20 protein-coding genes, 1 tRNA gene and 5 pseudogenes are annotated in these 25,836 nt (G+C 61.9%); 14 read left to right on the top strand and 12 right to left on the bottom strand.

What is annotated here, in order from left to right:
• The first annotated feature begins 58 nt into the window (after nucleotides 1-58).
• Nucleotides 59-406, top strand: a complete 348-nt coding sequence (locus tag XpopCFBP1817_RS05815; RefSeq protein WP_128416388.1) for a hypothetical protein — start codon at nucleotides 59-61, stop codon at nucleotides 404-406.
• 21 nt (nucleotides 407-427) lie between these two features.
• On the top strand, nucleotides 428-904 hold the full coding sequence (locus XpopCFBP1817_RS05810) for a hypothetical protein (RefSeq protein ID WP_128416387.1): 477 nt from the start codon (nucleotides 428-430) through the stop codon (nucleotides 902-904).
• A gap of 383 nt (nucleotides 905-1,287) precedes the next feature.
• Here XpopCFBP1817_RS05810 and XpopCFBP1817_RS05805 read toward each other — a convergent pair.
• From XpopCFBP1817_RS05805 to XpopCFBP1817_RS05795, 3 genes and pseudogenes are all read right to left on the bottom strand, one after another.
• Nucleotides 1,288-1,391 (bottom strand) — tRNA-OTHER (locus XpopCFBP1817_RS05805).
• 141 nt (nucleotides 1,392-1,532) lie between these two features.
• Nucleotides 1,533-3,768: pseudogene (locus XpopCFBP1817_RS05800) on the bottom strand (beta-glucosidase).
• Nucleotides 3,769-3,892: 124 nt separating this feature from the next.
• Nucleotides 3,893-5,662 carry a M14 family metallopeptidase gene (locus tag XpopCFBP1817_RS05795; RefSeq protein ID WP_128416386.1) on the bottom strand — a complete coding sequence of 590 codons (1,770 nt, stop codon included), beginning with the start codon at nucleotides 5,660-5,662 and terminating at the stop codon, nucleotides 3,893-3,895.
• A 294-nt stretch (nucleotides 5,663-5,956) separates the two neighbouring features.
• Here XpopCFBP1817_RS05795 and XpopCFBP1817_RS05790 point away from each other — a divergent pair, with 294 nt between their 5' ends.
• On the top strand, nucleotides 5,957-7,522 hold the full coding sequence (locus XpopCFBP1817_RS05790) for a POT-type proton-dependent oligopeptide transporter (protein ID WP_128416385.1): 1,566 nt from the start codon (nucleotides 5,957-5,959) through the stop codon (nucleotides 7,520-7,522).
• 7 nt (nucleotides 7,523-7,529) lie between these two features.
• Nucleotides 7,530-8,138, top strand: coding sequence for a rhomboid family intramembrane serine protease (locus tag XpopCFBP1817_RS05785; RefSeq protein WP_128416384.1), 609 nt, complete (start codon nucleotides 7,530-7,532; stop codon nucleotides 8,136-8,138).
• Between the two features lie 170 nt (nucleotides 8,139-8,308).
• Here the strand turns inward: XpopCFBP1817_RS05785 and XpopCFBP1817_RS05780 are convergent, their stop codons facing one another.
• A complete protein-coding gene (locus XpopCFBP1817_RS05780; protein ID WP_128416383.1) occupies nucleotides 8,309-8,497 on the bottom strand; it encodes a hypothetical protein in 189 nt (62 codons plus the stop codon).
• A gap of 244 nt (nucleotides 8,498-8,741) precedes the next feature.
• Between XpopCFBP1817_RS05780 and XpopCFBP1817_RS05775 the strand changes: the two genes are divergently transcribed.
• From XpopCFBP1817_RS05775 to XpopCFBP1817_RS05765, 3 genes are all read left to right on the top strand, one after another.
• Nucleotides 8,742-9,026, top strand: a complete 285-nt coding sequence (locus XpopCFBP1817_RS05775; protein WP_128416382.1) for a GNAT family N-acetyltransferase — start codon at nucleotides 8,742-8,744, stop codon at nucleotides 9,024-9,026.
• Nucleotides 9,027-9,075: 49 nt separating this feature from the next.
• Nucleotides 9,076-9,909 (top strand): DUF3298 and DUF4163 domain-containing protein, encoded by an 834-nt coding sequence (locus tag XpopCFBP1817_RS05770; protein ID WP_128416381.1) that lies wholly within the window; start codon nucleotides 9,076-9,078, stop codon nucleotides 9,907-9,909.
• Between the two features lie 67 nt (nucleotides 9,910-9,976).
• The gene (locus tag XpopCFBP1817_RS05765) at nucleotides 9,977-10,477 is read left to right on the top strand and encodes a MarR family winged helix-turn-helix transcriptional regulator (RefSeq protein WP_128416380.1); all 501 of its coding nucleotides are present in this window, start codon (nucleotides 9,977-9,979) and stop codon (nucleotides 10,475-10,477) included.
• 98 nt (nucleotides 10,478-10,575) lie between these two features.
• Here the strand turns inward: XpopCFBP1817_RS05765 and XpopCFBP1817_RS05760 are convergent.
• Nucleotides 10,576-12,390, bottom strand: a pseudogene (locus XpopCFBP1817_RS05760) (M3 family metallopeptidase); the annotation flags it as partial.
• 174 nt (nucleotides 12,391-12,564) lie between these two features.
• On the opposite strand from XpopCFBP1817_RS05760, the gene XpopCFBP1817_RS05755 reads away from it, so the two are divergent.
• Nucleotides 12,565-13,050 carry a glutathione peroxidase gene (locus tag XpopCFBP1817_RS05755; RefSeq protein WP_128416379.1) on the top strand — a complete coding sequence of 162 codons (486 nt, stop codon included), beginning with the start codon at nucleotides 12,565-12,567 and terminating at the stop codon, nucleotides 13,048-13,050.
• Nucleotides 13,051-13,150: 100 nt separating this feature from the next.
• On the opposite strand, the gene XpopCFBP1817_RS05750 is transcribed toward XpopCFBP1817_RS05755, so the two are convergent.
• Together XpopCFBP1817_RS05750 and XpopCFBP1817_RS05745 are read right to left on the bottom strand one after the other, a co-directional pair.
• Complete coding sequence (locus XpopCFBP1817_RS05750) at nucleotides 13,151-13,930, bottom strand: ferredoxin--NADP reductase (RefSeq protein ID WP_128416378.1); 780 nt, start codon at nucleotides 13,928-13,930, stop codon at nucleotides 13,151-13,153.
• 208 nt (nucleotides 13,931-14,138) lie between these two features.
• Nucleotides 14,139-16,019 (bottom strand): ABC transporter ATP-binding protein, encoded by a 1,881-nt coding sequence (locus XpopCFBP1817_RS05745; RefSeq protein ID WP_128416377.1) that lies wholly within the window; start codon nucleotides 16,017-16,019, stop codon nucleotides 14,139-14,141.
• A gap of 265 nt (nucleotides 16,020-16,284) precedes the next feature.
• Here XpopCFBP1817_RS05745 and XpopCFBP1817_RS05740 point away from each other — a divergent pair, with 265 nt between their 5' ends.
• From XpopCFBP1817_RS05740 to XpopCFBP1817_RS05725, 4 genes are all read left to right on the top strand, one after another.
• Complete coding sequence (locus XpopCFBP1817_RS05740) at nucleotides 16,285-17,802, top strand: fumarate hydratase (protein ID WP_167393839.1); 1,518 nt, start codon at nucleotides 16,285-16,287, stop codon at nucleotides 17,800-17,802.
• 194 nt (nucleotides 17,803-17,996) lie between these two features.
• Complete coding sequence (locus tag XpopCFBP1817_RS22610; RefSeq protein ID WP_244171067.1) at nucleotides 17,997-18,230, top strand: hypothetical protein; 234 nt, start codon at nucleotides 17,997-17,999, stop codon at nucleotides 18,228-18,230.
• A 221-nt stretch (nucleotides 18,231-18,451) separates the two neighbouring features.
• On the top strand, nucleotides 18,452-19,087 hold the full coding sequence (locus XpopCFBP1817_RS05730; protein ID WP_128416375.1) for a glutathione S-transferase family protein: 636 nt from the start codon (nucleotides 18,452-18,454) through the stop codon (nucleotides 19,085-19,087).
• A 185-nt stretch (nucleotides 19,088-19,272) separates the two neighbouring features.
• Nucleotides 19,273-19,911, top strand: coding sequence for a carbonic anhydrase (locus XpopCFBP1817_RS05725; RefSeq protein ID WP_208619550.1), 639 nt, complete (start codon nucleotides 19,273-19,275; stop codon nucleotides 19,909-19,911).
• Between the two features lie 95 nt (nucleotides 19,912-20,006).
• On the opposite strand, the gene XpopCFBP1817_RS22080 is transcribed toward XpopCFBP1817_RS05725, so the two are convergent.
• Both XpopCFBP1817_RS22080 and XpopCFBP1817_RS22605 read right to left on the bottom strand, forming a co-directional pair.
• Nucleotides 20,007-20,153 carry a hypothetical protein gene (locus XpopCFBP1817_RS22080; protein WP_208619548.1) on the bottom strand — a complete coding sequence of 49 codons (147 nt, stop codon included), beginning with the start codon at nucleotides 20,151-20,153 and terminating at the stop codon, nucleotides 20,007-20,009.
• Nucleotides 20,153-20,458 (bottom strand): annotated as a pseudogene (locus tag XpopCFBP1817_RS22605) (sterol desaturase family protein). Before XpopCFBP1817_RS22605 ends, XpopCFBP1817_RS22080 begins: the two are co-directional and overlap by 1 nt.
• Before the next feature lie 25 nt (nucleotides 20,459-20,483).
• Between XpopCFBP1817_RS22605 and XpopCFBP1817_RS05715 the strand changes: the two are divergent.
• Both XpopCFBP1817_RS05715 and XpopCFBP1817_RS05710 read left to right on the top strand, forming a co-directional pair.
• Nucleotides 20,484-20,919: pseudogene (locus XpopCFBP1817_RS05715) on the top strand (hypothetical protein).
• A 133-nt stretch (nucleotides 20,920-21,052) separates the two neighbouring features.
• A complete protein-coding gene (locus XpopCFBP1817_RS05710; RefSeq protein ID WP_128416374.1) occupies nucleotides 21,053-21,811 on the top strand; it encodes an AraC family transcriptional regulator in 759 nt (252 codons plus the stop codon).
• 275 nt (nucleotides 21,812-22,086) lie between these two features.
• Here the strand turns inward: XpopCFBP1817_RS05710 and XpopCFBP1817_RS05700 are convergent, their stop codons facing one another.
• The 3 genes and pseudogenes from XpopCFBP1817_RS05700 to XpopCFBP1817_RS05690 form a co-directional block, all read right to left on the bottom strand.
• Nucleotides 22,087-24,195 carry a catalase gene (locus XpopCFBP1817_RS05700; RefSeq protein ID WP_128416372.1) on the bottom strand — a complete coding sequence of 703 codons (2,109 nt, stop codon included), beginning with the start codon at nucleotides 24,193-24,195 and terminating at the stop codon, nucleotides 22,087-22,089.
• A gap of 206 nt (nucleotides 24,196-24,401) precedes the next feature.
• Nucleotides 24,402-24,752: pseudogene (locus XpopCFBP1817_RS22600) on the bottom strand (aldo/keto reductase); the annotation flags it as partial.
• Between the two features lie 12 nt (nucleotides 24,753-24,764).
• Nucleotides 24,765-25,835 (bottom strand): type VI immunity family protein, encoded by a 1,071-nt coding sequence (locus tag XpopCFBP1817_RS05690; RefSeq protein ID WP_128416371.1) that lies wholly within the window; start codon nucleotides 25,833-25,835, stop codon nucleotides 24,765-24,767.
• Between the last annotated feature and the right edge of the window lies 1 nt (nucleotide 25,836).

The following is a 25,836-nucleotide window of genomic DNA, read 5'->3' as shown; positions in this document are numbered from 1 at the left end:
GCTGATTTTTTGAAGGTATGGTCATCATCCAGTGCGTGTCACCACGGCTACGACTTGGTTGTTCGAGGTGCCCTTAAATGCTCGGCAGCTTGCAAATAATGCAATCAAGAGAGGCAGTTGGCCTGCAGCTTTGGCTGCCTATAATGCGACACGCGACCAACACGGCGTTAGAACGCTGATTGGTTATACACAGGCCGAGCAGTACCAATTGGCTCGTCTGCTACAAATGGGTACGGCTGATCCGGACTTGGCGGCTAGTTTATCTTATGAGTCGGCTAGGCTTGGTGCAGGATTGAATGTTGGCGTTATTATAAAGGCTGATGATTGGGCAAAGAAGATGTTTAATGATGTATTTAATGGCAAGGTAATGACGGATGACGATATTCGTGAAAATTGCGGAAATTGAAAAATATAAGGAGGTAGTGTTGTGCGAATTTTGACGCGTGATGAGATGAGTCAAGTGTTCGGTGGAAAATCAAATGGAACTGTGGCGACGGCGTTGCCAACTGTCAATGTGACTGGGGTGCGCGGTTCTAATGGGAACTATTTTACAGGCTCTTATTTCGGTGGAGGATACCAAAGTTATAATGAGTATTCATCTGGAAATTCCGGAGGATCTCATTCGCGAGTTTATCCAGCTATACCGCCTTCGCAAATGCCAAGTGCAAGCAAAGTACGGTGTAGTGCTGATGCCGCCGCTGCAGCCGTTGGGTTACCTGGTATGGAAGCCGGCTGGGGTATGACGATTGTCAACGCTTACGCATATCAAGACGTGAATGCCGGAGCTCAGGGTTATCGTGATATACATCTTAACGAAACGAGGGCCACCAACATCGCTGCAGGACGAATGGAGATTCGTGGTTTGGCTCAGCCTACTGTTTGGAACGCAGCGGGAAACAATTAGACAGGTGGCACGGTTACAATCTATGCCGCTGCGTTCGAGGATCTTTCATCTGGATTTCGGTCGTCCGCTTATTATGATTCAACGGGAACATTGGTTGCATCAGGCATAACAATTGGTGCTGTTGATTTAGTTACTCACTCTGCGTTAGGTGCGGCGCATGAAGCCCGACACACATGGCAATTCAAAAATTCTGATGCCTCTCAGTGGTATGGGACTAACAATGAAGTAGATGCGGAGACATATGCACTTAACGTGCTGGACAGCTACCGCGCCGGCAACAACGGTAACTGCAATTGAATGAAAAATGAGCGGTTGTTCTTGATGTTTCTGAGCAAAAGCAAAAACCCCGCTGAAGCGGGGTTTTTGCTTTTTGCCTTGAGTCGTGGTGCCCAGGAGAGGACTCGAACCTCCACGAAGTTGCCCCCGCTAGCACCTGAAGCCCGCTAGCACCTGAAGCTAGTGCGTCTACCAATTCCGCCACCTGGGCGACTCAGGGGCGAATTGTGCAAGTTGCGCACGAAGCTGTCAACGCATCTCGCACAAATTCTTCGTGGTGGCTGTCGCCTGCCGGCGACGTGAGAAGACGGCGTGGCGGACGTGCGCAGTGCACGTCCGCCGCGACATCTGATTACGGCAGCTGCGCCGCCTGCAAGGTGACTTCCGCACTCTGCACCGGGTCGCTCGCCGAACGCGCCAGCTGCACGCGATAGGTGCCGGCGGCGATGTTCCAGTGACGCGCCCTGGCATCGAAGTCGGCCAGCGTCTTGGGCTCGGCCACCACCTGCACGCTGCGCTTTTCGCCCGGCTTGAGGGTGAGCTTCTGCCAGCCGATCAGGCGCAGCGGGGTGGCGTGACCATCCGGCAAGGTGACGTAGAGCTGCGGCACGGCGGCGCCTTCACGCGGGCCGATGTTTTCCACGTCGAAGCTCGCCGTGAGCTGGCTGCCGTTGGCGTTAACGCGCAGCGCGCCCATGCGGAATTGCGTATACGACAGGCCGTGGCCGAACGGATAACGCGGGGTCAGCTTGCGCGCGGCGAACCATTTGTAGCCGACGTTGGCGCCTTCGATGGCGTAGTCGATGCTGTCTTCGCCAGGCTTGGCAGGCTTGAAGCCCAGGCCCGGAATCGATGGACGCGGCAGCTGCGATTCGTCCACCGGCCAGGTCACCGGCAGATGGCCGGAGGGATTCACTGCGCCGGTCAGCAGGTTGGCGATCGCCTCGCCGCCGCCGATACCCGGATACCACGCCTGCAGCACTGCCGGCACGCGCTCGGCCCACGGCATGCGTACCGGGCCGTTGGTTTCCAGCACCACCGTGGTCCTGGGGTTGGCCTTGGCCACCGCTTCAATCAACGCGTCCTGGTGGTCGGGCAACTGCATGTCCGGCAGGTCCACCGATTCGGCGGCCCATTGGGTGGCAAAGACAATCGCCACATCGGCGGCCTTGGCCGCGCGTGCGGCAGCAGTGCGGTCCTTGCCGTCCACATAGTCGATCTGCACGTCCGGCAATGCGGCGCGCAGCGCCTGCAACGGCGAGGACGGATGGATGATGACCGGGCCGGGCCAGGTGGTCGGGGTCAGACCGGGCACCGCGTTGCCGCCGTTGATGGTGTAGTCCACGCGCGAGGAACCGCCGCCGGACATCACGCCCTTGTCGGCGTAACTACCGATCACCGCGATGCGGCGCACCTGCTTGGACAACGGCAAGGTGGCCTGCGCGTTGCGCAGCAGCACACTGCCTTCTTCGGCGACGTGTTGTGCAGCCAACAGCCCGGCCTTGCCGTCGATCGGCTGGCGCTGGGGGGGGGGGATCGAACGCGCCATGCGCGAACAGGCTGCGCAGGATGCGCTTGACCATATCGTCGAAGCGCGCGCGTGGCACCACGCCGGCCGACACCGCCATGCGCAACGGCGCGTCGAAGAACACCGCCGCATCGAAGACTTCGCCGGCCGATTGCTGATCCAGGCCAGCCAGCGCCGCCTTGGAGCCGCTGTGCACGCCGCCCCAATCGGACATCACGTAGCCAGGGTATTTCCATTCCTGCTTCAGCACCTGGTTGAGCAGGTAATCGTGCTCGCAGCCGTAGGTGCCGTTGATCTTGTTGTAGGAGCACATCACCGAGGCGGGGTCGCCGATCTTCAACGCAATCTCGAACGCGAGCAGGTCCGACTCATGCATCGCCTGTTCGCCGAGTTGCGCGCTATGGAAGTTGCGGCGCGTCTCCATATCGTTGAGCGCGAAATTCTTCATCGTCGACAGCATATGCTCGCTCTGGATGCCACGAATCGATTGACCGACCATCGTGCCGGCCAGCAGCGGGTCTTCGCCGGCATATTCGAAGTTGCGCCCGTTGCGCGGGTCGCGCTGCAGGTTGACGCTGCCGGCCAGCAGCACATTGAAGCCCTGCTGCCCGGCTTCACGGCCCATGGTCTTGCCGCCGGCGTAGGCCTGCTGCGGATTCCAGCTCGACGCCGTGGATGTGCCGGACGGCATCGCGGTGGCGAAGTCGCCTTTGCGGATGCCGCCGGGATTGGTCACGCCCACGCCGGCATCGGCGAGCTGCTGCGCCGGGATGCCCAGGCGCGGGATGCCGGGCACATAGCCGGCCGAGCCCAGCGCGCCCTCCGGCTTGGGAATCTTGTCGGTGCCCAGCCCGAAATAGCTGCGCAACATCTGGAATTTTTCGTCTTCGCTCATCTGCGCCAGCAGGCGGTCGGCGCGCTGATCCGGATTCAGTGCGGTATCCATCCACGGCTGCGCGACAGCAGCGGTTTGCGCGTAGAGCGGGGCGGCGAAAGCGACGCTCATGCCGAGTGCAATGGCGAGCGCGAGACGGCGTGGAGTGTGTGTAAACGTTTTCATTTCGAGCTGTGACACAGGGTGGTCCTTGTAGTGCGGTTGCAATAAGGGGAGGGCACTGCAGTGCACGAGTGGGGGTGGCGCGCGTGCGCGCCGAATCAGGTGGTTGCCGGGACTAAATGCTTCGTCAGAACTGCGTCTGCGCCGTGCGAAATACCGGATACAACCGGTAGCGCTCGTCCCAGGAAGCATGCAGGCGGGCGAAGAATTCCAGGCGCGCTTTCGGGTCGGCGGCGAAGGCTGCATCGCTGGCCAGGCGTTGCTCGAATTGCGCCTTCACTGCCGGATCGCGCTCGAGCATGTCGCGCGCGACATCCTCTGCGACGTAATCCTCCATGTATTCCTTGAGCTCAAACGCGTTGTTGAACAAGCCCCACTGCAGCAGCGAATCCGGCGCCTGCGGTTCCAGCATCGCCATCACCAAGCGCGACTTGGCCTGGGCGATCGGTACGAGCAGCGAGCCGGCCGGCACGCTGCGGGTTTCATCGCGCCATTGGCCGGCGATTTCCAGGGTTTGATGGCCTTCATTGGAGCGTGCGGCAAACGTTGCTTTGTCGGCACGGAAGCTCTGCACCGCATACTCGCCAGCAGTGGCGATGGTGTCGAAGGCGATGCCGTGCAGACGCAGTTTTCCGGCCACCAATGCAGCTTGCGCGGCAGGCACCAGATAGCCGCCGCGCGGCGCATCGACCACCACATCTGGCTTGATCTGATCGCGCAGCGGCACTTTCCAGATTTGCGGGGTGGTCTCGTCGTAGCGCGTCATCAACGCGCCGGAAATCGGCGAAGGCGTGCGCGTGTAGGCGTAACCACGGAAGGCGACAGTGCGTGTGGACGGGCCCGGTGCAAAGCTCAAGGGCTCCGGTTCGCCGGCCAGTTTGCTTGCACGTTGATCGGCGGCCAGCGCATCGGCGTGCCACTTCGCAACGTTGCGCGCGGTCTGCTGCAACACCGAGACGATCGCGTTGCGGGTGACGCGTACGCGCACCGGGTAGGTCTTCCACGAATGCGTTTCCACCAGCATGCCGAAGCGATTGCGCAGCAGGAAATAGCCGTGCGAAAAGCGCGGCGGCGACACGTCGTCGGCAAAGCCCGAGGTCGTGTCGTCTTCGTGCACAAACGAGGGGTAATACGGCAGCGGCAGCGAGCCTTGTTTGGCCAGATCGGCAATCACCGCATCGCGCCAGCGCGTGCCATCGCGCTGCAGCGTGGCATCGCCGGCATGCACCGGTTCCACCTGCACCGAGACGTCGTGCTCGAACTTGGCGCCATCGGTGACGTGCAGGTCCACAACCATCAGCGGGTCCCATTGCTGCACCAGCCGCAGCATCGCCTGCATTTCCGGTGCGTCGGCCTTGAGGTAGTCGCGGTTGAGATTGAGGTTCTGCGCGGTGGTGCGCCAGCCCATTTGCTCGGGGCCGCGCTGATTGGGGCGGTTCCAGGCGCCGAAGCGTTCGTGGCCGTCGACATTGAACACCGGCACGAACACCCACACCAGCTTGTCGAGTACGCTCTTGCCGGCCTTAGCGTCCAGCAATTCGCGCAGGGCCAGAAAGCCCGCGTCCTTGCCGTCGATCTCGCCGGCATGGATGCCGCCTTGTACCAGCACCACCGGCAACTTGCGTTGCGCAGCGCGTTGCGCATCCAGTGCGCCGCTGGTGGAGACGATCAGCGCCTTCATCGGCCGGCCTTCCGGCGTGGTGCCGAATTCGTTGCAGCGCACCGCCTGCGGGTAGCGCTGCGCGAAGGCATCGCACAGTGCGATGACCTCGTCATAGCGTCCGGTTTGCGCAAAGCCGCTGCGCTCGGCCTGGGTGGTCAGCGGTTCGGCAGCCAGTGCGGCGGGGGTGGTGGTCAGCAGCAACAGGCTCAGGGCCAGGCTGGTGAAGCGGGGCATCCAGCGGTCCAGTGTTCCAGGAAAACGTTTGCAATGTAGCCGAGCCGGCGCAGCAGGCCAATCTGCGCTGCGTCATGACCTGCGCGTGATCGGCTTGGTAGCGGTGTTTTGGATGCGCGTTTTTCAGCACATACGGGCCGAACGACTTTCGAGGCGTTCCGCAACGGCATCAACAAGCGCAGCGGCGTCGATGCATGCAATGGCCCATCCAGTGCCTGATCCAATGGTCGCGATGGCGGCCCGCCACCGCCCGCCGGTACGATAGCGCGTGTTTTCTGCTCGACCGGACTTTCTTTGACTACTTCCACCCTGCCGGGCGCCACTACCGGCGCGCGGCTGCCGTGCCAGATTCCTTTCATCATCGGCAACGAAGCGTGCGAGCGTTTCAGTTTCTATGGGATGCGCAACATCCTGGTGCAGTTCCTGATCACCTCGCTGCTGCTGCAGGAGATCGGCGGGCCCGGCCGTGAGGTCGAGGCCAAGCACATCCTGCACAGTTTCATGATCGGGGTGTATTTTTTCCCGCTGCTGGGCGGGTGGCTGGCCGATCGCTTCTTCGGCAAGTACACCACCATTGTGTGGTTCAGCCTGATTTATTGCGCCGGACATGCATGCCTGGCGCTGTTCGAAGGCAGCCGCAATGGGTTTTTCGTCGGGCTTGGGTTGATTGCGCTGGGTGCCGGCGGCATCAAGCCATTGGTGGCCTCGTTCATGGGCGACCAGTTCGACCAGTCAAACAAGCACATGGCCAAGGTTGTGTTCGACGCCTTTTACTGGATCATCAACTTCGGCTCGTTGTTCGCCTCGTTGCTGATTCCGCTGGCGTTGAAGCATCTCGGCCCGGCCTGGGCGTTCGGCATTCCCGGGATTTTGATGTTCGTGGCCACGCTGGTGTTCTGGCTGGGCCGCAAGCGCTATGTGCGGGTGCCGTTGCCGCCGAAGGATCCGCATGGCTTCGGCGCGGTGATGCGTACCGCATTGCTGGCACACGCGCCAGGGCAGGGCCGTCCTGGCTTGATGCTCGCGGTGGTCTCGGCGCTGCTGGCAGTGGCCTGCTTCGGGCTGATCGAGCAGCTCGATATCGTCATCTGCCTGTGCATGGCGCTGGTGCTGCTGTTGGCAGGCATCGGTTGCGGTACCTGGTGGCAGCTGGAGCGTGCGCGCGGCAGCCATCCCGCTACGGCGGTCGAAGGCGTGCGTGCGCTGCTGCGGGTGCTGGTGATCTTCGCGCTGGTGACGCCGTTCTTCTCGCTGTTCGATCAGAAGGCCTCGACCTGGGTGCTGCAGGGCCGCGAGATGACGATGCCGGCCTGGTTCACCGCCTCGCAGATGCAGGCGCTCAATCCGCTGCTGGTGATGCTGCTGATCCCGTTCAATAACCTGGTGCTGTATCCACTGCTGCGCCGTGGCGGCTGGGAGCCGACTGCGTTGCGTCGCATGACCTGCGGCATCGCTTTCAGCGGTCTGGCGTGGATTGCGGTCGGTGCCATCCAGATCGGCATGGACGGCGGTGAGCCGATGCATATCGCCTGGCAGATCCTGCCCTATGCGCTGCTGACCTTCGGCGAAGTGCTGGTGTCGGCCACCGGCATCGAGTTCGCCTATAGCCAGGCGCCGCCATCAATGAAGGGCGTGGTGATGAGCTTCTGGTACCTGACCACCACGGTGGGCAATCTCTGGGTGCTGCTATCGAACGTGGCGGTGCGCAACGCGACGGTGACCGCGCATATCGCCGATACTGGGCTCAGCGAAGCGGCATTTCTGATGTTCTTCTTCGCGGCCTTCGCGTTTCTGGCAGCACTGGCCTTCGGCCTGTACGCACGCCGGTATCGCATGGTCGACAATTACCGTTCTGCCTGAGGTTTGCATGATTACCCTGATCCTGATCGCCATCACCGGCATCGTCTCGTGGATGGCGTTCAACAACCGCAAGCTGGCCGACCGGCTGGTGCTGTGGCCGCCGGCGCTGGACAAGCAAAAACAATACGACCGCCTGGTGACCTACGGCTTCATCCATGCCGACCTGGGCCATCTGGTCTTCAACATGATCACGCTGTTCTTCTTCGGCCGGTATATCGAAGAGGTGATGACGCGGCTGAGCGGCAGCGTGCTGACCTATCCGTTGTTCTATCTGGGCGCGCTGGTGGTGTCGATCCTGCCCAGCTATCTGAAGAACCAGAAGAATCCCAATTATCTGAGCCTTGGCGCCTCCGGCGCGGTGTCGGCGGTGTTGTTCGCCTTCATCCTGCTCAAGCCGTGGACGATCATCCTGGTGCTGTTCATTCCGGCGCCGGCGATCCTCTATGCGGTGTTCTACGTGGGCTACAGCCTGTGGATGGATCGCCGCGGCGGCGATCGCATCAACCACAGCGCGCATCTTGCCGGTGCCGCGTTCGGGGTGATGTTCATGCTGATCATGGAGCCGCGCGTGCTGCAGGTGTTTCTGGAGCAGTTGTCCAATCCGCGCTTCGGATAAGCGCGTCGGTTGAGCGCGTTTGCCGAAGGGCAGCGTGGCCGTCAGGCGGCGCGACGGTTATCGGCAATGTTGATTGCCTGTTTGCCTGTTTGCCTGTTTGCCTGTTTGCCTGGGGCAACCGGCCAGCACCATCGAGGTGATTGGTCCTGGCGGGTAACGTGACGCGTGGCTCAGGCCGCGGTGCGTTCCTGGTCGGCAGCGGCATTGCTGCCGTAGGCCTGCTGCAAGCGCTCGTACACCGTATCGTTGAGCTGCGCGAAGTGCGGGTTGTGGGTATCGCCATTGATGGCGAGCTGGAATAAGCCCTCCAGCAACGAACTATCGCTGTCTGCGCTGTGTCCTGCCGAATCGTTGTTCATGCGGTGACTCCTCGTAGGTAAGGCGAAGACCTCGGCAGACGGTCAGCAAACCCTTTGCCAGCAGACCATCCGCAGCGGATGCCTTCGGCTTGGCTATCGGCGCTAGGCGAGCGAACTTAAGTGCACCCTCGACGCGCTGCGCGACGCGTCACAGTATCGATTCATTTTCACGCAGGCGCGGCGCCGCGCTGGTCACACTCACAGCTATATTCACAGCCACATTCACTGCCAAACGCAGACCACGATGGAGGCCGCTACAGTGCAGGCAGAACACGATCAAACCCAGCAACGCTTCAGCGTAGACACCGATGGACAATGCGCCGAACTGGTCTACCGTCGCGAAGGCGAGCGCATGACCATTACCCATACGCATGTGCCGGATGCGATCAGCGGACGTGGCATTGCTGCCGTGTTGGTCGAGGCCGCTTTGCATTACGCGCGCGAATCGGGTTTGAAGGTCGTGCCTGAGTGCAGTTATGCCGATGCCTATATACGTCGGCACCATCAGTTTCAGGATCTGCTGGCTTGATCGCCGGCAGCGTGTATTTGTAGCGTGTATTCGATTAGGGGCGGGTGGGATGGGGCGGCTGTTTGCAGTCAATGGAGCCCAGGGCTTACTGATGCTGGCCCTGCTGGCAGGGTGTACACAGCGCGCACCCACAACCGCAGAAACGACGGAGCCGGCAGCGCGCGCAACGCCGCCTGCAGAGCCCCTCGTCGTCCAAAGCGGCCCACTGGAAGATGAGATCGAGCATGCGCCTGCCTATATGGTCGGTATCAGCTATCCACGCGGATTGGACGCCTACCCGGAACTGGCGGCGCTGATCCACAGCTATTCGCAAGACGCGCGGGCCGAATTGATGGTAGCCGTCTCTAGTCTCGGCAACGACAAACCTGCCGCGCCGTACGAACTGTCGCTGGCATGGGAGACCGTGCTGCACACTGCCGAGCTGATCGTGGTGTCTGCCGATGGCAGCCGCTACACCGGCGGCACACATGGCGAGCCGCTGGTGGCGCGCTTAGTGTGGTTGGTCAAGGAGCGCAAGCAACTGACGGCGCAGGCGCTGATTCCCGACCCGGTAGGCTGGGAAAAGATCGCACGCGAGGTCGCAGCACAGTTGCATAACGCAGCCACCCAACGGGTGGAAGCCGATCGCGTGCCGGTCGAAGACCAGGCCGAGCAGGTGGCCTCGGCCGATCGCATGATTGCCGAAGGCACCGCGGCTCAGGTCGACAAGTTTGCCCAGTTCGTGCCGGTGCTCAATCCCGCCGGGCAGATCACTGCGTTACGGTTCGTGTTTCCGCCGTATCAGGTGGGCCCGTATTCGGATGGCACGCAGACTGCCGATGTCGCTTCCTCCACATTGTTAACCTGGGTCGCTCCGGAATATGTACATCTCTTCGCTCGCTGAGATGCAACCCCCGCAGATGATGTGATTGAATGGGGTGGCCATTCAGTAATGTAATCAAACGGGTGATATGAGCAGTTTCGATCCGACCGCAAGTCGCGTGGAAAACACTTGCGTGCGTTACCCTGCGTTCCCACGGGAGCCAGCTGTCCTGGTGAGGTTGATCAAGCATCTCTACAAGCGACTGCATACGCAGGGCTGTGTGCGGCTGAAGCCTTATGGCATCAGCCCACCGGAATACGAAATCCTGGTGATGCTCTACGGCACGCCGGAGCAATCGATCACGCCCACGGAAGTGGCCGAAGCGGCTAGCGAAAAGCCGGCCAACATCACACGGCTCACCGATCAGCTTTGCGAAAAAGGCCTGATTGCGCGTGGCATCAGCCAAGACGATCGGCGCAAGATCGTGCTGACGCTGCAACCGGCAGGCTTGGCCTTGATCGACAGTCTGCTGCCTGATGCCTGCAGGCTGTTGAATGCAGAAACTGCCGGCATGAGCGACGCCGAGCAGGTGCGTCTGGAAAAATTGCTGAGAAAACTGTTGGACAGTGTGGACGCTGTCGAGCTCTGATCGATAGGCATCGGCCTTGCCGCAGCACGGGCCATCGCACGCATGAAAACGCCGCCCGGATTGCTCCGGGATGCGTTTTCATTTCCCGCAGGTGCCGATTAGGGCTTGGACTGCGGCGCTTCCGGCGTCGCACCATCGCCGCCTTGCGCGCTCAGGCCGCGCTTTTTGAGCAAGGGCTCGATGTGCGGCGCATGCTTGGCAAAGTTGTTGAACAGCTCCATCGCATCCACGCTGCCGCTGCGCGAGATCAGGGTCTGGCGGAAACGATCGCCGTTGGCGCGGCTCAGCCTGCCATTGCGCTTGAACCACTGCTGGGTGTTGGCGTCCAGCACCTCCGACCAGATGCAGGCGTCATAGCCGACCGCGTAACCGCCGATGATGTGGCTGAAATACGGTGTCTTGTAGCGCGGCGGCACCGGCGCATAGGCAATGCCGTCCTGTTGCAAGGCCTTGGCTTCGAAGGCTATCACCCCGGCCGCCTCCGGCACTTGATTGGCGCTGATCTGATGCCAGTTCTGGCCGAGCATGGCCGCACCCAGATACTCGGTGGTGGCAAAGCCCTGGTTGAACTTGGAGTCGGCAATCACCTTGTCCAACAACACCTGCGGCATCGGTGTGCCGTTCTGATAGTGCTTGGCGTAGTTCTTGAGAATGGACGGCGCGTCGGCCCACATTTCGTTGGTCTGCGAGGGAAACTCGACGAAGTCGCACGGCACGCTGTTGCCGGAGAAATACGGATATTTCACGTCCGAGAACATGCCGTGCAGCGCATGGCCGAACTCATGGAACATGGTGGTCACCTCGTCCCAGGTCAGCAGCGTCGGCTGGCCTGCCGGCGGCTTGGGGATGTTGAGGTGATTGGCGACCACCGGCTTGAACCCGGTCAGCGCCGACTGTGACACGTAGGAGTTCATCCACGCGCCACCGCGCTTGGATTCGCGCGCGCACATGTCGGCGATGAAGATTGCCAGCTGCTTGCAGTCGGCGTCGAATAGGTCATAGACGGTGATGTCGTCGCGGTAGGTCGGCAGGTCGGTACGCTGCTTGAAGGTCAGCCCGTATTCCTGGTTGGCCGCATAAAACACGCCGTTTTCCAGCACATTCTTCAATTCGAAGTACGGCTTGAGGTGGGATTCGTCAAAGTTGTACTTGGCCTGGCGCACTTTCTCGCTGTCGTAGGCCCAATCCCAGGCTTCGAGCTTGAAGCTCGGCTTGCGTGCGGCTTTTTGTTCCTTGTCGATCATCGCCTGCAGATCGGCGGCTTCGCGCTTGGCGTTGGCCACCGCAGCCGGTGCCAGTTTGCCCAGCATCGCATTGACCGCTTCCGGGGTCTTGGCGGTTTGGTGTTCCAGCTAATAGGCCGCGTACGTCGGGAAGCCAAGCAGCTTGGCCTTGTCGGCGCGCAGCTTCATGATGCGCGAGACCAATGCGGTAGTGTCGTACTGGCCGCCGTGGCTGCCACGCGCCACCGAGGCGTCGTAGATCTTCTTGCGCAGATCGCGGTTTTTCAGCTGGGTCAGCGGCGGCTGGCCGGTGGTGTTGAGCAACGCGATCACGTACTTGCCGTCGAGCTTGCGCGCCTTGGCGGCTTCGGCGGCAGAGGCGATCTGCTGATCAGACAGGCCATCCAGTTGCTTGACGTCATCATCGACGACCGCCGCAGCATTCACCTCGGCCAGCACGTTCTGGCTGAAGGCGGTGTCCGGGTTGGCCAGCTCGGCGTTCATCGCCTTGAGCGTGGTCTTCTCGGCATCGGACAGCTTGGCGCCATCGCGCACGAAATCGCTGTGGTACTTCTCGACCAGACGCAGGCCTTGTGCGTCCAGGTCTAGCTTGCTGCGTTGGTCGTACAAGGTCTGGATGCGCGCAAACAGCTTGCTGTTGAGCGAAATCGCATCGCGGTGCGCGGCGAACCATGTGTATGCTGCGGTTCTGGCATCTTCTGCGTGTGCTTGATGGTTGCCCGCGTGAGTGCTGTTGGCCGCGTTTGGTTTCGCAATAGGCACGTTGAGCGCGCAATCCGGCTGCACGCAGCGATGTAGGCGGCTGCGTTATGCTGTTGTCTTGCTGATTGATCGAGGCTAGCCGTGAGCCAAGTGACCACGTTTGAATTCACTGACCTGGAAGGTCGCACGCAGTCAATGCGCGACTATGCCGGCAAGGTGCTGCTGGTGGTCAATGTCGCTTCCAAATGCGGCTTTACGCCGCAGTACGCCGGATTGCAGGCGCTATGGCACCGCTATCGCGAGCGTGGCCTGGTGGTGATCGGGTTTCCGTGCGATCAGTTCGGCCATCAGGAGCCGGGCGATGCTGCGCAGATCCGCCAGTTCTGCTCGCTCGATTACGCAGTGGATTTTCCGCTGGCTGAGAAGATCGAAGTCAATGGCAGCGGCGCGCATCCGCTGTGGCAATGGCTCAAGCACGAACAGCGCGGCGTATTGGGATCGGCAGTGATCAAGTGGAATTTCACCAAGTTTTTGATCGGCCGCGATGGCAGCGTGGTGGAGCGTTATGCACCGACCACCAAACCGGAAGCCTTGGCTGCGGATATCGAACGCGCGTTGGGCGCGTGATCTCGCAGGTGCGCTCCTACGACAGCGCATGCCGGCGACGCGGTCCCTCGACGTGGTCATGTGAAACGCCGCACTGCGCTGGCGTTTCACGCGCGTCGCATCACTTCTCGACGAACGCCCGCTCGAACACGTAATGCCCAGGCGTTCCGATGCGTGGCGAGGTTTCAAAACCGCGCGCATCCAGCACGTTGCGCAGGTCGGCCAGCATCTGCGGGCTGCCGCAGATCATGAAGCGGTCGTTGGCCGGATCCAGCGGTGGCAAGCCCAGCGTCTGCTGCATGCGGCCATCTTCCATCAATTCGGTCAAACGGCCCTGGTTGGCGAACGCTTCGCGCGTCACAGCCGGGTAGTACAGCAACTTGTCGCGCAGGATGTCGCCGAGAAATTCTTGCTGCGGCAGCTCGCGCTCGAAGTAGTCGCGGTAGGCCAGATCCTGCACGAAGCGCACGCCCTGGGTCAGGATCACCTTGTCGAAACGTTCGTAGGTTTCCGGATCCTTGATCACCGACAACCACGGCGCCAGGCCGGTGCCGGTGCCCAGCAGATAGAGATTGCGGCCCGGGTGCAGATCGCTGATCAGCAGCGTGCCGGTGGGCTTCTTGCCGACCAGCACCTGGTCGCCCGGTTTGATGTGCTGCAGCCGCGAGGTCAGCGGACCGTCGGGGACCTTGATGCTGAAGAACTCCAGATGCTCTTCCCAGTTGGCGCTGGCGATCGAATACGCACGCAGCAGCGGGCGCGTCTCGGTTTCCAGGCCGATCATCACGAACTGCCCGTTCTCGAAGCGGAAACCGGCATCGCGGGTGGTAGTGAAGCTGAAGTAGGCGTCGGTCCAGTGACGGACCTCAAGCACCGTTTGGGCGCCGAAAGCGGAAGACATGCCGTTGAGTGTCGTGGGAAAAGTACCCGCCAATTCTACCTCAAGCCGGCCAAATGAGATGAACTCTCATTTGTCCGGGAATGGAGAATCGGGAATCGGGAATGGGGTGCAGTGCGGAAAGATCCGGACCACTTTCGGATCAGCAAGCTCAGTACCGTCAGCCGCCGGGCAGCTGCTTCTAACGATTCCCCATTCCCCATTCCCGGCCTCACCGATATCCCGCCGCCTGCAGCTCAAACAGCTCCGCATACCGCCCACCCTGTGCCATCAGTTCCGCATGCGTGCCGTTGCCCTCGATGCGCCCTGCGGCCAGCACCAGGATGCGGTCGGCCATGCGCACGCTGGAGAAGCGGTGCGAGATCAGCACCGCGGTGCGGTTGTCCGACAATTCCTTGAAGCGCTGGAACACCTCGAACTCGCTGCGCGCGTCCAGCGCGGCGGTGGGTTCGTCCAGAATCATCAGCTGCGCATCGCGCATGTAGGCGCGCGCGATGGCGATCTTTTGCCATTGCCCTCCGGACAAATCCACGCTGTTCTTGAAGCGACGCCCCACCAGCTGGTCGTAGCCATCGGGCAATCCATCGATCAGATCGCCGGCCATCGCGCGTTGCGCAGCGGCGCGGATGCGCGGCGCTGCGTCCATCGCATCCACCTGGCCGACGCCGATGTTCTCGCCCACGCTCAAGTGGTAGCGCACAAAGTCCTGAAAAATTACGCCCAGATTGGCGCGCAGATCGTCCAGGTCGTAATCGCGCAGATCGTGACCATCGAGCAGGATGCGGCCTTCATCCGGGTCGTACAGCCGTGCCAGCAGCTTGACCAGCGTGGTCTTGCCGGCGCCGTTTTCGCCGACCAGGGCCAGCACTTCGCCCGCCCGTAGCTCGAAATCCAGGTGCCGCACCGTCCATTGTTCGGCGTCCGGATAGCGAAAACCCACATCCTCGAACACCAAGCCCTGGCGGATCGGTCGCGGCACCGGCAGCGCATTCGGACGCGAGCGGATTTCCGGCACGATGTTGAAGAACGAATACAGATCGTCCAGGTACAAGGCCTGGCCGGCGACTTGCGAAAAACCGATCAACAGGCCTTCCAGCAACTGGCGCAGGCGCAGAAAGCTGCCTGCCAGAAAGGTCAGATCGCCGATGCTGAAATCGCCGCGCACGGTGCGCCAGGCGATGTAGCCATAGGCCATGTAGTAACCCACTGTGCCCAGCGCAGCCAGCAGTGCGCCCCACAGCGCGCGTTTGCGCGCCAGTGCGCGATTGGCCTGAAAAAACTTGTCGGCCAGCCGGCGATAGCGCGTGATCAAAAAGCGGTGCAGGTTGAGGATCTTGACTTCTTTTGCGGTCTCGACGCTGGCGCCGACCTGGCGCAGGTAGTCGAGCTGGCGCCGCTCCGGCGTCCACTGGAAGTTGAGCGAATAGCCCAATGCGTTGAAATGCGCCTCGCCGATGAAGGCCGGGATCAGGGCGATCGCCAGCAGCAGGATCAACCACGGCGCATACACCACCAGACCCACCGCCAGACTGACCACGGTAATGGCGTCCTGCACCTGGCCGAACAACTGGCTCATCAAGTTCATGCGGTTCATGGTCTGGCGCCGCGCACGATCCAGCTTGTCCTGCCGGTTGGGGTCTTCGAAATCCTCCAGATCCAACTGCGCGGCGTGTTCCATCAGGCGCACGCTGGCGGCGTTGTTGAACAGTTCCGACAGCAGCGCATCGGCGTAGCCGACCATGCTGCCGAGCAGGTCCGACCCGATCGCCAGGGCCAGTTCCAGCGCCAGCAATTCCAGCAAGCGGTTCAAGCGGCCGCTGCTCAGCGCCTGGGTCAGCGACTCGAACGCCGGTGCTTGGCCGACCAGATGGATCGCCTCGTCGATGATCAGCTTGCCGATATACAGCGTGGCCACCGGCATCAACGCGCGCAGCACGCGCATGCCGATGCTGCTGACGCTCAGCCAGCGGCTGGTCTGCCAGATCTGGCGCAGGAACGGCGGTAGATTGCGCAACGCATTCAAGCGTTCGCGCAGGGTAGGGCCGGTACGGGGTGCGACGGGCGCTGTGGCGCCGGAATGGGAGGCTGACATCCCGCTAGTGTGCAGCGCTTTGCGTGGGCGTGAAGTGTTGGAGGGGTGCCAATGCGCATGCGGGCATCTGCGCGCGATAGCTGCGCCGTCGCGGACTGCGAGATTGCAGGGCGGTGCGGCCGGTGTCTCGCAGGGCGCCCGTGCACCGGGTCGTGCGTCACGCGATCCGTGGCCCGATCAATCGCTGCCATCGACGCGGCGGCAGGACGCACGGTAATTTTCGACTAAAATGCCCGGATTGCCCCCGCCAGCCGTAGAGCCAGCCGTGACCTCGATCAAGCAGGAAGACCTCATCCAGTCCGTCGCCGACGCGCTGCAGTACATCAGCTACTACCACCCGGTCGACTACATCAAGAATCTGTCCGCCGCTTACGAGCGCGAAGAGTCGCCGGCCGCCAAGGATGCCATCGCGCAGATCCTGATCAACTCGCGCATGTGCGCAGAAGGCCATCGCCCGATCTGCCAGGACACCGGCATCGTCACCGTCTTCCTTGAAATCGGCATGCAGGTGCGCTGGGACGACGCCGCCATGGGTGTGGAAGACATGGTCAACGAAGGCGTGCGCCGCGCCTACAACCACCCCGACAACAAGTTGCGCGCCAGCGTGCTGGCCGACCCGGCCGGCAAGCGCCAGAACACCAAGGACAACACCCCGGCGGTGGTCAACACCAAGATCGTGCCGGGCCATCATCTTGAGGTGATTGTCGCGGCCAAGGGCGGCGGTTCGGAAGCCAAGAGCAAATTCGCCATGCTCAATCCTTCCGATTCCATCGTCGATTGGGTGCTCAAGACCGTGCCGACCATGGGCGCCGGCTGGTGCCCGCCGGGCATGCTCGGCATCGGCATCGGTGGCACTGCCGAAAAAGCCATGCTGCTGGCCAAGGAAGCGTTGATGGAGCCGATCGATATCGTCGATCTGCAGGCGCGTGGTGCGTCCAATCGCGCCGAAGAACTGCGGCTTGAGCTGTACGAAAAGGTCAATGCGCTCGGTATCGGTGCGCAAGGCCTGGGCGGCCTGACCACGGTGCTGGACATCAAGGTCAAGGATTACCCGACCCACGCCGCCAACCTGCCGGTGGCGCTGATTCCCAACTGCGCCGCCACCCGCCACGCGCACTTCACCCTGGACGGCAGCGGCCCGGTGATGCTGGACCCACCCTCGCTGGAAGACTGGCCCAAGCTCACCTACAACCCGACCAACGCGCGCCGGGTCAACCTGGACACCATCACCCGCGAAGAAGTCGCCAGCTTCAAGCCGGGCGAAGTGGTGCTGCTCAACGGCAAGCTGCTGACCGGCCGTGACGCCGCGCACAAGCGCATGATCGACATGCTCAATCGCGGCGAAACGCTGCCGGTCGATTTCACCGACCGTTTCATCTACTACGTCGGCCCGGTCGACCCGGTACGCGATGAGGTTGTGGGCCCGGCCGGCCCGACCACCGCCACGCGCATGGACAAGTTCACCCGCCAGATGCTGGAGCAGACCGGCCTGCTGGGCATGGTCGGCAAGTCCGATCGCGGCGATGCGGCCATCGATGCGATCCGCGACAACAAGGCCGTGTATCTCATGGCAGTCGGCGGCTCTGCGTATTTGGTGTCCAAGGCGATCAAGGCAGCACGCGTGCTGGCGTTCGAAGATCTGGGCATGGAAGCGATCTACGAATTCGAGGTCAAGGACATGCCGGTCACCGTGGCGGTGGATTCCACCGGCGAGTCGGTGCACAAGACCGGCCCGCGGTTGTGGCAATCGCGTATCGGCAAGATTCCGGTGTTGGTGGAATAAGCCTGGCCTGGAACGGCGACGCAACTGCACTGCGTCGCCGCGTCCCGCAGCCCACGTAATAAAGCTTAGGCCGCTGTCAGCAGCCGGTGTCTGTACACCGTGAGAAGAGCGTCTGCCGGATCGACCATGCGGCCAGGCAACGCCGAGCAGGAACTCGCTATGCTCGGCGCACTGACGGTCACAGGAGAACAGGCATGCTCCGACTCATCTGCATCGCGCTGTTGTGCATCGCGCTGTTGGTCTGTCTCAGCCAGGGTTTGGCAGCGCAGCAGCACAGAGCACCGACGGTGCTGTTTCCTTCCGGCAACTATGCGCCGACACCGGCCGCGCCGGTGCCGTTTGCAGAAAAAAAAGCCACTCACGCCAAGCGAACCGTCGACACGATTCAGCGGGCCCGCAGCGTGGGACCGTTGCATTGCGCAGTGTAACCACAGTGCCGGGCAATGCCGCGCCGACCGGCCAAGCGAGAGCAGTTGCAGCTCCTCGCTTGCGCCGCGCGGAAAGCGCTGCGACGACGTGCAGCATCCGGCACAGTGGGCCAATTGCCTCGCGCAGCTCTTCGATTGCAGCCATCAGAGCGGCGACAATCGATGTGAGCCACGCAAGCTCGCCTGCCTGCGCGCTTGCACCAACTGACTCAGCAACCCGTATGACCGCCACGCTGTATCACGCCCCCAAGCACTGCAGCTTTCGTCGTGCATGGCCGCTGATCGAACGCGAGGTGCCGCACGCACTGCATTCGCCGGATTTCGAACGCGCCGAGCAGAAATCGCCGGAGTATCTGGTACTCAACCCGGCCGGCGTGGTGCCGACGCTGGTGCTGGACGGCCAGGTGCTGACCGAAGCCGCGGCGATCGTGCTGCATCTGGCCGACACGTATCCGCAGGCCGGGTTGGCGCCGCCGCTCGGCACCCCCGCACGCGCGGCCTACTACAAGTGGATGTTCTTCTGCGCCAACACTCTGCAGCCGGCGTATCGCGCCTGGTTTTACCCGGGCGAGCCGGCGGGTGCCGAGCATAGCGATGCGGCGCAGGCGCAGGCACGGCAAAAACTCGAAGCGGCCTGGAACAAGGTCGATGCGCAGTTGCAGGCCAATGGTCCGCCTCTGCTCGGCCAGATGCTGTCAGCGGCCGATTGCATGCTCACCATGATGATGCGCTGGTCGCGCAACATGCCCCGACCGAGCGACATCTGGCCGGCGCTGCAGACGCATGCGCAGCGAATGAAAGCCCGGCCGGCGTTTCAGGAAACCTATCGGCGCGAGGGTCTAACCGACTGGACCTGACTCCTCACGCGCCACTTGGAAATCATGCGTTCATAACTCTGTTTGAAGCGCTTCGCAGCGCCCGCCGTGTAGTACGATCGCGACACCAACCAGAGAGCAGGGGCTCGTCCATGTCGCATTCCGCATCCCGTCGAAAATTGCTGCAATGCGCCTGTTGCGCGCCGATCGCCGCCGCCGCCACGTCCCTGCCGTTCGCGCTGCGCGCGGCGCCGTCCAAAAAGACCGATCTGACCGCCGAACCGGCGCTGCAGACGCTGCGCGACGGCAATAACGCGTTCGTCCAAAACCGTCCCAAGAAGGTGATCTCCGACGGCAAGCGACGGTTGGAACTGGCGCTGGGCCAGACCCCGTTCGTAATCCTGGTGTCGTGCTCGGATTCGCGCGTGCCGCCGGAACTGCTGTTCGGCCGTGGCCTGGGCGAAATGTTCATCGTCCGCAACGCCGGCAATACGGTCGATACGACCGCATTGGGTTCGGTCGAATATGCGGTGAGCCAGCTCGGCGTGCCGCTGGTGGTGGTGATGGGCCACGAGAGTTGTGGCGCGGTCGCTGCGGCAGTGTCGGTGGTGGAGAAGAACGCGTTCTTCCCGGGCGCGATCGGCGCCATGATCGAGCCCATCGTGCCGGCCGTGCTGACCGCCAAGAGCAAGGGCGGCAGCGATTTGCTGGCCGACTCGGTCAAGGCCAACGTCAAGCGCACCGTCGACCGCCTGCGCGCGGCCTCCGAGCCGGCGCTGCTGGAACCGCTGCGTGCCGGCGGCGTGCGCGTGGTCGGCGCGTATTACACATTGCACGATGGCAAGGTGGATTTCTTCGACGTCTGATCCTGATTGCAGTGGTTTCGCACTGACAGCGCAGGATGATCTCCTGCGCTGTTTTTATAGGTGCGGCGCAGCGCGGTCGTCAGCGCAATGGAATCTCAATCCATATCATCATCAAACCTCTTGCGCCGACGGAACGGCATTAGGTGCTGGCGCAGTAGCCCCTTGGGCACCGTCTCCACTTTCATGACGCCGTACTCCTGCGGCCACGCATCGCGACTCGGCGGCAGTTTGAACGTGCCCATCAACAAGCCCACCAATGGACGGAGATAGCGTAGTTGACTTCGATAGAGTCCTGCTGGCGCGCATGGTGCCATTGGTGATAACGCGGCAAGACCAGCACATACTCCAGCCAGCCCAAACGCAGGGCGAGGTTGGAATGGGCCGGTACCGCCTGTAGACCAACCAGAATCACCTACCCATTCACGGCCGGTGTCGAGAAACCGAGAATCAACAACGGCAGCAGGACGGCACTGCGGGTCAGCACGATTTCCACACAATGGATGCGCGACCCGGCCAGCCAGTCCATCTCGCCGCTGGAGTGATGCACCGCGTGGAATCGCCAGAGCCAGGAAATGTGCTGGTACGCCCGATGCAGCGATGCAGCCGTGCCTGCGCGTGCGTCAGTCTCGGTACCGGTGCCTGCGAACGTAGGGACCGCCGCGACCGAGACAGCGGGCAGCGACCCCCAGCGTTCCGCTGCCGGCCACGCGCAAGTCCGGGATGGGCTACCGCGCGTTCGCACAAGCGATGACGGAGCAAGGCTGGCAACTGGTGGGCCCGCTCGCCGCCGACAGCTGCATGACCGCTGGCGATTGCGCGGTCCAATTCATTGCGCCCCGGTGGCAGTGCGCGCCTGCGCGTGCAGGCCGGTCGCAGGCCGGTGCGGCAGTGCTGAACCGCTGGCAGGCGCGACAGGTGCCGCTGGAGCGTATCGGCAACCCCACTGCATCGGCAGTGGATGCCAAGGCCGCACCCGCTGCGGCAACCTTGGCCGAGACGCCGCGCTGAGCTTGGCCGGGTAAGGCCCATCGCACGCGGCGTATCATGGCGCTGCGCGTTGCGGTGTATATCGGTGGGCGCGCTACAGCCCGGTCGCATCTTCCCTGATATCAAGTCCATTGGCCTGCCTGAATCCTCCTGCATGAAGCGCATCGATCCTGCCGACCTGGAAGCGCTGTTCGATGCAGTGCCGGACGTGCTGTTCTTCGTCAAGGATCGCCAGGGCCGCTATACCCACGTCAACCAGACCATGCTGCGGCGGCTGGGGCTGAAGTCGCGTAAAGAGTTGATCGGCAAGCGCGTTGCCGAGGTCTATCCCAGCGGCTTGGGCGCCAATTACGCCAATCAGGATGAGCAGGTGCTGGCCGGTGCGGTGATCGACAACCTGCTGGAGCTGCATCTGTTTGCCAACCGCGAACCGGGCTGGTGCCTGACCTGCAAACGTCCGCTGCTGGTGAATGGCAAGGTGCAGGGCATCATCGGCATCTCGCGCGATCTGGGGCCGCAGGACGGGCATGCATCGCAGTACGAAAAGCTGCGGCTTGCGCTGGCTTACCTCAACGCCAACTATGCGCAAAACGTCCGCATCCAGGCCTTGGTGGAGATCACCGGTTTTTCGATGTCCAAATTGCAGCGTTCGTTTCGCAAAGTGTTTCAGCTCACGCCACAACAAGTGCTGGCCAAGCTGCGTCTGCAGATGGCGATGCATCTGCTGCACGGAAACAAGAGCCTTACCGAAATCGGCCACGCCTGCGGTTTCAGCGATCAGAGCGCCTTTGCGCGGCAATTCAAGCTGGCGGTCGGCATGACGCCACGCGAGTACCGCGCGCTGGCTAACGCTGCGCAGTGTCCTGCCGAAACGCCTGAGAGTCTTTCAACAAGACGACTGCGCAGCAGTTGAGTCAGCCGAGTGCGTGGTGCCCTTACCGCTCGCGTGACACGCCGCGAATCCATCCATAGTGGCTCGGTGGCGGCATCCACGCCGCCACAGGGTCCGGCAATCGGTGAGGACACCGCACCAGAACGTTATGGGTGGCTGGATGAAAAGCTGGCTGTCGCATGGGATGCGTTGGCTTACTGCAGCGGGTGACTTGCTGCGTGCATAAACGCCTTGGGCGCGAAACGACGTAGAAGTCGCTTGCGCCCAAGGGAGTGTTCGGTGTGGCGCCGATGCAGCTACGCCAGCATGCGCACCTTCGGCTCACGTGCCCACTGGCGGGTCTTGGCAGCAGTGATGAATGCCTTGGTATCTGCCGCTTCAATCACGCCCGCATCCTTGCCGACATTGCCTGCCTTCAGCAGCAGCAGCGCGCCATCGTCGAAGGCAATCGCCTTCAAGTGCGCCCACGCGTTGCTGACGAAATCCAAGGCTGCCGACTCGCGCGTCAGCAGCTTGGCGGCCTCAGACGACAACAGCACCGCCACCGCGTCGAACACCACCGATGGCGTTCCCGCCAATTGACCATCGGCTGCCAATTGCTTGCCATCGCTGAGCTTGGCACCGCCCACTTTCGGCGCGACGATCTTCACCGTGGCACCCGCAGCTTCTGCGGCATCGTGGATCTGCTTGATCGCAGCCGCATCCGAGCCATCGTGAATCAGGATGCCGATCGTGCGTCCCTGCAAGGTGTCTTTCATCTTGCCGATCAGCTGCAAGGCCGGCGACAACGGCATATCGGTCGGTGCAACCGCAGCCGGTGGTGCCGGCGGCAACGTGATCATGCCCATGCCATCAGCGACACGTTGCGCGAGTGATGGGTCGATGTGACGCAGATGGCCAACGATGGCTTCGCGCACGTGTGCGGTTTCCACCTTGGATAATTCAAAGACCAGCGCCGATGCCATATGCGCCTGTTCCAGCGCGCTCTGGCTGCGAAAGAACATCCGCGCCTGGCTGTAATGATCGGCAAAACTTTGTGCGCGCACGCGGCCCTTTGCGCCGTCTTCGGCCGGTGTTGCATGGCTGGGGAATCCGCGCAGCGCCTCACGCGGCGCATCGGCCTGCAGCGAGCTGGGATCGTAAGCGACACGGCCCTTCGGCACGCCCATCTGCATATGTCCGTCGCGCTGATTGTTGGCGAACGGACACTTGGGCGCGTTGATTGGAATCTGATGGAGGTTCGGTCCGCCCAGACGGCTAAGCTGCGTATCCAGATACGAGAATAGGCGACCCTGCAACAGCGGATCGTTGCTGAAATCGATACCCGGCACGATGTTGGTCGGGCAATATGCGACTTGCTCGGTCTCGGCGAAGAAGTTGTCCGGCCAGCGGTCCAATACCATGCGCCCGACAATCTGCAGTGGCACCAATTCTTCGGGAATGACCTTGGTCGAATCCAGGTGATCGAACGTGAATGCCTCAGCTTCTGCCTCGGTGAACAACTGCACGCCCAGTTCCCACTCGGTGAAATTACCGCTCTGGATCGCTTCGAACAAATCGCGGCGATGGAAGTCCTGATCGGCACCAGCGATCTTGACGGCTTCGTCCCAGAGGGTGGACTGCAAGCCAAGCTTGGGACGCCAATGGAATTTGACAAAGGTGCTGTCGCCGTTTTCATTGAGGAAACGGAAGCTGTGGATGCCGAAGCCTTCGATCATGCGCAGCGAACGCGGAATCGTGCGATCGCTCATCGCCCACATGATCATGTGCATCGACTCGGGCGTGAGCGAGATGAAATCCCAGAAGGTGTCGTGCGCGCTGGCGGCCTGCGGGAAGCCGCGATCCGGCTCCATCTTCACCGCATGAATCAAGTCGGGAAACTTGATCGCATCCTGGATGAAAAACACCGGGATGTTGTTGCCTACCAGATCCCAATTGCCTTCCTTGGTGTAAAACTTCACCGAAAACCCGCGCACGTCGCGCGGCGTATCGACCGAGCCGGCGCCACCGGCAACTGTGGAAAAGCGGGTAAACAATGGGGTTTTCACCCCGACTTCGGTAAAGATCTTGGCGGTGGTGTACTGGCTCAGCGACGTGGTCAGCTCGAAGGTGCCATGCGCTGCGCTGCCGCGCGCATGCACGATACGCTCGGGGATGCGCTCGTGATCGAAGTGGGTAATCTTCTCGCGCAGAATGAAGTCTTCCAGCAACGTCGGGCCGCGCGGCGTTGCGCGCAGCGAGTTCTGGTTGTCGCCAACCGGAATGCCCTGGTTGGTGGTCAGTTGCGGATGCGTGCCGCCGGTCTTTTGATGCAACTCATCGCCCGTGCCGCGCAATGCGTCGGGTGTCGCGCTGACGATAGCGATGGAAGGAAGTTGCGCGGGCTTGCTGGGTAACTTGGGCATGAGAATCCACTCTGGCGGGCTTAGGATGCTGGCGTATCCGGCGAGCGTGGGAGTGGTTCTGTTAATTACACGTGTCTGCTTGCGAACGAATACTCACATGCAGCCAAAGTCTGCGCTGCATTGCAGCTGCTTGTTGCTTGCCTCACGCAGCGTGCTGATGCATTGCACGCGCTTGCATGCAACGAACTCGACTGGTGTGCGTTGGGCTACAACAGATCCAACGGCTGTTTGCATGTTGGCGGCGGAAACGCGCGCTCCAGTTCGGCAACATCCTGCGCATCCAGTTGCAATGTGCAGCCGCCGCATTGACGCGCACATGCGCAGGTGTTCCCGATTCGGGAATGGCCATGACCTTGCCGCTGCGAATCGCCCACGCCAGCGCCACTGCGGTTGCGGCTACGCCGCGTCGCTCGCCGATGGCGTTCAGCAGCGGATGATCCAGCAATGCGCGGCCGCCCAATGGCGAATACGCCATCCTCGTCACTTCGTGCTGTGCATACCACGGCAGCATCGCACTCGATGCCGCGGTTACCGGCGTGATACAGACAAAGTGTGACGGTGCGGCAGGCTCACAGCCGCTCGGGCAGCACGGTGCCCGGCTTCAACTTCGGCTCGCGCAGCAACTTGGCCTTGTAGGCCATCAGTTCCTCGTCCGGTATGTCGAAGCGTTGCAGCCACTTGGCAGTGCCCACCACGCCCAGGAACGGCTCGCCCCCCATCGTGGCGCCATGGAAGTCTTTGATGGTGGTGCTGCGGAAGCGCCTGAGCAGGTGATTGACCAGCACGTAGCTGGCCGGCATGGGGTCGTCGTCGACACTGGCGATGTTCGGCGCAGGCCCGGCCTGGATCACCGTGCCGGCCCCATAGTCGTAATAGGCAAACCAATCGCCGGGCAGTTCGCTGCGTAATGCATCAAGCCCGGTGCCGCCGTCGAGTTGCTGCAGCATGGAGGTGTTGATGGCGGTCAGCCAGGAGATTGTTTTGAGGCCGTCGAGTAGCCCTCGGGGAAAATATGTAGGCTTTCCTACATCCGCGCCACGCAGTTTTTGCGACATATATGCTTCGGTTGGCGTGTCTACGTGCCAGTTCAAAAGTGAAAGAACAAACCCATGTCCGCCATGCCCATGTTCGGCATCGAGCCGCCGCGCAAAATCAACAAACAAGCGCTGGAATGTGGAAGGATTGTCCGCCACAAACTTCAAAGGCACCGAGAAACGCAGGCAGCTTAGTCCCCAGCCGCGCTGCTCCTGCCACCCCCGCAGATTTGCACTGTAAAACTCGTACGCGCTTGCGTCTTCCTGCTTCTCGCCGGCGGTATAGCCAAAGATCGCAGAGTCGTCCGGGTCCAGCTTCAATAGCCAATCACGCAAGGGTTTGGACCGACTGAACTTCACCGGTTTGGTTTCGTCCTTGTGCATCCAACGCAGCACATCGCCGACCGCAGCAGCGTATTGATCGAAGCATGCGCAGATGGCCTCGCGTACCGGCGTGGTATAGCCGCTTTTGTAATACAAAGTGCCAGTCACCGCCAGCACTGTGCCCACGTAGTCTCTGGGGCCGGAGCGCATCAGCAGCCCGCCCGGCAGCGACAGCTTGCCTTCGTGCTCTGTCAGAAGTTTGGCACACTCGTCATTGCTCATG

Source organism: Xanthomonas populi, assembly GCF_002940065.1.
Lineage (GTDB): Bacteria > Pseudomonadota > Gammaproteobacteria > Xanthomonadales > Xanthomonadaceae > Xanthomonas > Xanthomonas populi.
Note: the sequence above shows the minus strand (reverse complement) of the source record. Positions and strands in the feature narration are given on the sequence as shown.

Excerpts from the sequence above, each read along its gene's own strand:
- XpopCFBP1817_RS05795 (WP_128416386.1), bottom strand. The coding sequence starts at position 5,662 with ATGCCCCGCTTCACCAGCCTGGCCCTGAGCCTGTTGCTGCTGACCACC.
- XpopCFBP1817_RS05785 (WP_128416384.1), top strand. The coding sequence starts at position 7,530 with ATGATTACCCTGATCCTGATCGCCATCACCGGCATCGTCTCGTGGATG.
- XpopCFBP1817_RS05780 (WP_128416383.1), bottom strand. The coding sequence starts at position 8,497 with ATGAACAACGATTCGGCAGGACACAGCGCAGACAGCGATAGTTCGTTG.
- XpopCFBP1817_RS05775 (WP_128416382.1), top strand. The coding sequence starts at position 8,742 with ATGGAGGCCGCTACAGTGCAGGCAGAACACGATCAAACCCAGCAACGC.
- XpopCFBP1817_RS05770 (WP_128416381.1), top strand. The coding sequence starts at position 9,076 with ATGGGGCGGCTGTTTGCAGTCAATGGAGCCCAGGGCTTACTGATGCTG.
- XpopCFBP1817_RS05765 (WP_128416380.1), top strand. The coding sequence starts at position 9,977 with ATGAGCAGTTTCGATCCGACCGCAAGTCGCGTGGAAAACACTTGCGTG.
- XpopCFBP1817_RS05750 (WP_128416378.1), bottom strand. The coding sequence starts at position 13,930 with ATGTCTTCCGCTTTCGGCGCCCAAACGGTGCTTGAGGTCCGTCACTGG.
- XpopCFBP1817_RS05745 (WP_128416377.1), bottom strand. The coding sequence starts at position 16,019 with ATGTCAGCCTCCCATTCCGGCGCCACAGCGCCCGTCGCACCCCGTACC.
- XpopCFBP1817_RS22610 (WP_244171067.1), top strand. The coding sequence starts at position 17,997 with ATGCTCCGACTCATCTGCATCGCGCTGTTGTGCATCGCGCTGTTGGTC.
- XpopCFBP1817_RS05730 (WP_128416375.1), top strand. The coding sequence starts at position 18,452 with ATGACCGCCACGCTGTATCACGCCCCCAAGCACTGCAGCTTTCGTCGT.
- XpopCFBP1817_RS22080 (WP_208619548.1), bottom strand. The coding sequence starts at position 20,153 with ATGGGCACGTTCAAACTGCCGCCGAGTCGCGATGCGTGGCCGCAGGAG.
- XpopCFBP1817_RS05710 (WP_128416374.1), top strand. The coding sequence starts at position 21,053 with ATGAAGCGCATCGATCCTGCCGACCTGGAAGCGCTGTTCGATGCAGTG.
- XpopCFBP1817_RS05700 (WP_128416372.1), bottom strand. The coding sequence starts at position 24,195 with ATGCCCAAGTTACCCAGCAAGCCCGCGCAACTTCCTTCCATCGCTATC.
- XpopCFBP1817_RS05690 (WP_128416371.1), bottom strand. The coding sequence starts at position 25,835 with ATGAGCAATGACGAGTGTGCCAAACTTCTGACAGAGCACGAAGGCAAG.